The sequence below is a fragment of the Streptomyces sp. NRRL WC-3549 genome, from assembly GCF_000721935.1.
Lineage (GTDB): Bacteria > Actinomycetota > Actinomycetes > Streptomycetales > Streptomycetaceae > Streptomyces.
This window is the reverse complement of the sequence record NZ_KL585387.1, coordinates 117,931-120,675: the sequence shown is the minus strand read 5'-3', so window position 1 is coordinate 120,675 and position 2,745 is coordinate 117,931. Positions and strand designations below refer to the sequence as shown.

The following is a 2,745-nucleotide window of genomic DNA, read 5'->3' as shown; positions in this document are numbered from 1 at the left end:
GTACTGCCGGCTGCCGCAGCCGCTGGTCTCGACCGCATCAACCTCTCTGTCTTCGGAACCACGCCCGAGGAGCTCGCTGCCGTGCAGGGGCCTCGCTTCGCCTCTCCCAAGCTTGCTGCGCGCAAGCTCACCGCCCTCGACGCCACGATCGAGGCCGCGACCGCGCACGGGGTAAAAGTGTCCGCGAACATCGTGATTCCCGACCGCAGTCACGTCGACCGTGTACTCCGGATCATCGAACGGCACGGCCGTGCCGTCATCGTGCGCATGCTCGTGTCGCTGGAGGACGGAGGGGCGTCCATCGACGCCATGCAAGCCGTCGTCGACCACCTCGGCGCCGTACCGGTCAGCCGCATCGTCACAGCCGGGGCATCCGACCAACGCGTGCGCTATCGCCTCCCGGACGGGCGCACGCTCTACGCCAAGAGCATCCGCCCTGCACGGCTTCCCGAGACATGCACCGGATGCAGGTTCAACAACGACCGGGACTGCCAGGAGGGTTACTACGGGGTCCGGCTGTACCGGGCCGCGGACGGCCCCTTCATGGTCGGAGTGTGCATCCGGCGTATGGACCTGTGTATGAGCCTTGGCGAATTCGTCATGAGCCAGCGGTGCCACGAGGTGGCCGCATTCCGTGCCGACGAGGCAGCGCGTCTTACGAAACTGCACGCCACGACGTTACGCGCCGGATAGGACCGCGCCTGCCGGTTAGGACACTGGTTCAGAGGAGGTTGGCCCGGCAACTGACCTGCCCCCGACAGGATCGTTCGACTTGTCAGTGACCAGCTCGGGCCGCCGAGGGCGGCGACCAGGAGCACCGCCACCCGACCGCTCGGCGCTCCTTGGGAGTCAGGAGTGACGATCAGCCCACCCGCGTCGGGATCCCGCCACCACCGGCCCCCCTCTTCAGCGGTACGGAGAGGGGGCCTCGGGTGGGCCGGGGTGTGCTGGGGCCGGGCTCAGTACGACTTGGGCAGGCCCAGCGACTGGTGGGAGACGTAGTTCAGGATCATCTCGCGGCTGACGGGCGCGATCCGGGCGACGCGGGCCGCCGTGATCAGGGAGGCGAGGCCGTACTCGCGGGTGAGGCCGTTGCCGCCGAGGGTGTGGACGGCCTGGTCCACGGCCTTCACACAGGCCTCGCCGGCCGCGTACTTGGCCATGTTGGCGGCCTCGCCGGCGCCGATGTCGTCGCCGTCGTCGTACAGCCGGGCCGCCTTCTGCATCATGAGGCGGGCCAGTTCCAGGTCGATGTGGGCGGTCGCGAGGGGGTGCGCGATGGCCTGGTGGGAGCCGATGGGGGCCTTCCACACCTGGCGGGTTCGGGCGTACTCGACGGCCTTGGCGAGCGCGTACCGGCCCATGCCGATGCCGAAGGCGGCGGTCATGATCCGCTCCGGGTTGAGCCCGGCGAACAGCTGGAGGAGTCCGGCGTCCTCCTCTCCCACGAGCGCGTCGGCGGGGAGCCGTACCTCGTCCAGGACCAGATCGAACTGCTTCTCCGGCGCCTGGAGTTCCATGTCGATCGGGGAGCGGCCGAAGCCGGGGGTCTCGCGGGGGACGATGAAGAGGCAGGGCTTCAGCTTGCCGGTACGGGCGTCCTCGGTGCGGCCGACGACGAGCGTGGCGTCCGCGATGTCGACGCCGGAGACGAAGACCTTGCGGCCGGTGAGGACCCAGTTGCCGCCGTCCCGGCGGGCGGTGGTGGTGATGCGGTGGGAGTTGGACCCGGCGTCGGGTTCGGTGATGCCGAAGGCCATGGTGAGGGTGCCGTCGGCGAGGCCGGGCAGCCATTGCCGCTTCTGGTGCTCGGTGCCGAAGCGGGCGATGACGGTGCCGCAGATGGCGGGCGAGACGACCATCATCAGCAGCGGAGACCCGGCGGCGCCCAGCTCCTCCAGCACGATGGAGAGTTCGGCCATGCCGCCGCCCCCGCCGCCGTACTCCTCGGGGAGGTTGACGCCGAGGTAGCCCAGTGCGGCGGCGTCGGACCACAGCTCGCGGGGGTGGGAGCCCGCGCGGACCACGGAGGTCATGTAGTCGCGCCCGTAGCGCTTGCCGAGCGCGGCGACGGCGGCGCGCAGGGCCTGGTGCTCTTCGGTTTCTAGGACGGTGCTCATGCGTTCTCCTCCGGTGCGGTGGCCGAGGGGGCGGTGGCCGAGGGTGCGGTGGCCGAGGCGGCGGTGGCCTCGGTGACGACGGCGAGCAGGGCACCGACCTCGACCTGGCGGCCGGGTACGGCGTGGAGCGCGGAGAGGGTGCCGGAGGCGGGGGCGAGGATGCGGTGCTCCATCTTCATCGCCTCCAGCCAGATCAGGGGCTGCCCGGCCTCGACCGCCGCGCCCGCCGCGAGCCCGTCCGCGAGGCGTACGACGGTGCCGGGCATGGGGGCGAGCAGGGAGCCGGGTTCGGTGCGTTCGGCGGGGTCGGTGAAGCGCGGCAGGGCGGTGAAGGCGTACGAGCCGGTGGCCGCGTCCACGTACACCCGGGAGCCGTGCGCGGCGACGGCGAAGTGCAGGGTGACGCCGCCCGTTTCGAGGGTGACGCGGTCCGGGGTGGCGGCGAGGACGCGTTCGCCGGTCTCCGGGAGGAGCGTGGCGCGTCCGGTGCGGTAGGCGATCTCGTACGTGGAGTCGTCGCCTTCCGCGCGGTAGCTCCTGACCTGGGGGCCGGAGGCGAGGTTGCGCCAGGCGCCGAAGCGGGCGGGGCCCGTGGGCGGCCGGGTGGCGGCCTGGGCGAGCGCGG

The 2,745-nt window shown here is 71.5% G+C and carries 2 protein-coding genes and 1 pseudogene; 1 reads left to right on the top strand and 2 read right to left on the bottom strand.

All coding sequences use genetic code 11. The features are described 5' to 3' along the window. Nucleotides 1–693: pseudogene (locus IH13_RS0105895) on the top strand (radical SAM protein); the annotation flags it as partial. A gap of 266 nt (nt 694–959) precedes the next feature. On the opposite strand, the gene IH13_RS0105890 reads toward IH13_RS0105895, so the two are convergent. Then, nucleotides 960–2,120, bottom strand: a complete 1,161-nt coding sequence (locus tag IH13_RS0105890; protein WP_031081611.1) for an acyl-CoA dehydrogenase family protein — start codon at nt 2,118–2,120, stop codon at nt 960–962. After that, nucleotides 2,117–2,745, bottom strand: a 629-nt coding sequence (locus IH13_RS0105885; protein ID WP_031081610.1) for an acyl-CoA carboxylase biotin carboxyl carrier protein subunit, incomplete at its 5' end; no start/stop codon positions are given. The genes IH13_RS0105885 and IH13_RS0105890, both read right to left, overlap by 4 nt.

Excerpts from the sequence above, each read along its gene's own strand:
- IH13_RS0105890 (WP_031081611.1), bottom strand. The coding sequence starts at position 2,120 with ATGAGCACCGTCCTAGAAACCGAAGAGCACCAGGCCCTGCGCGCCGCC.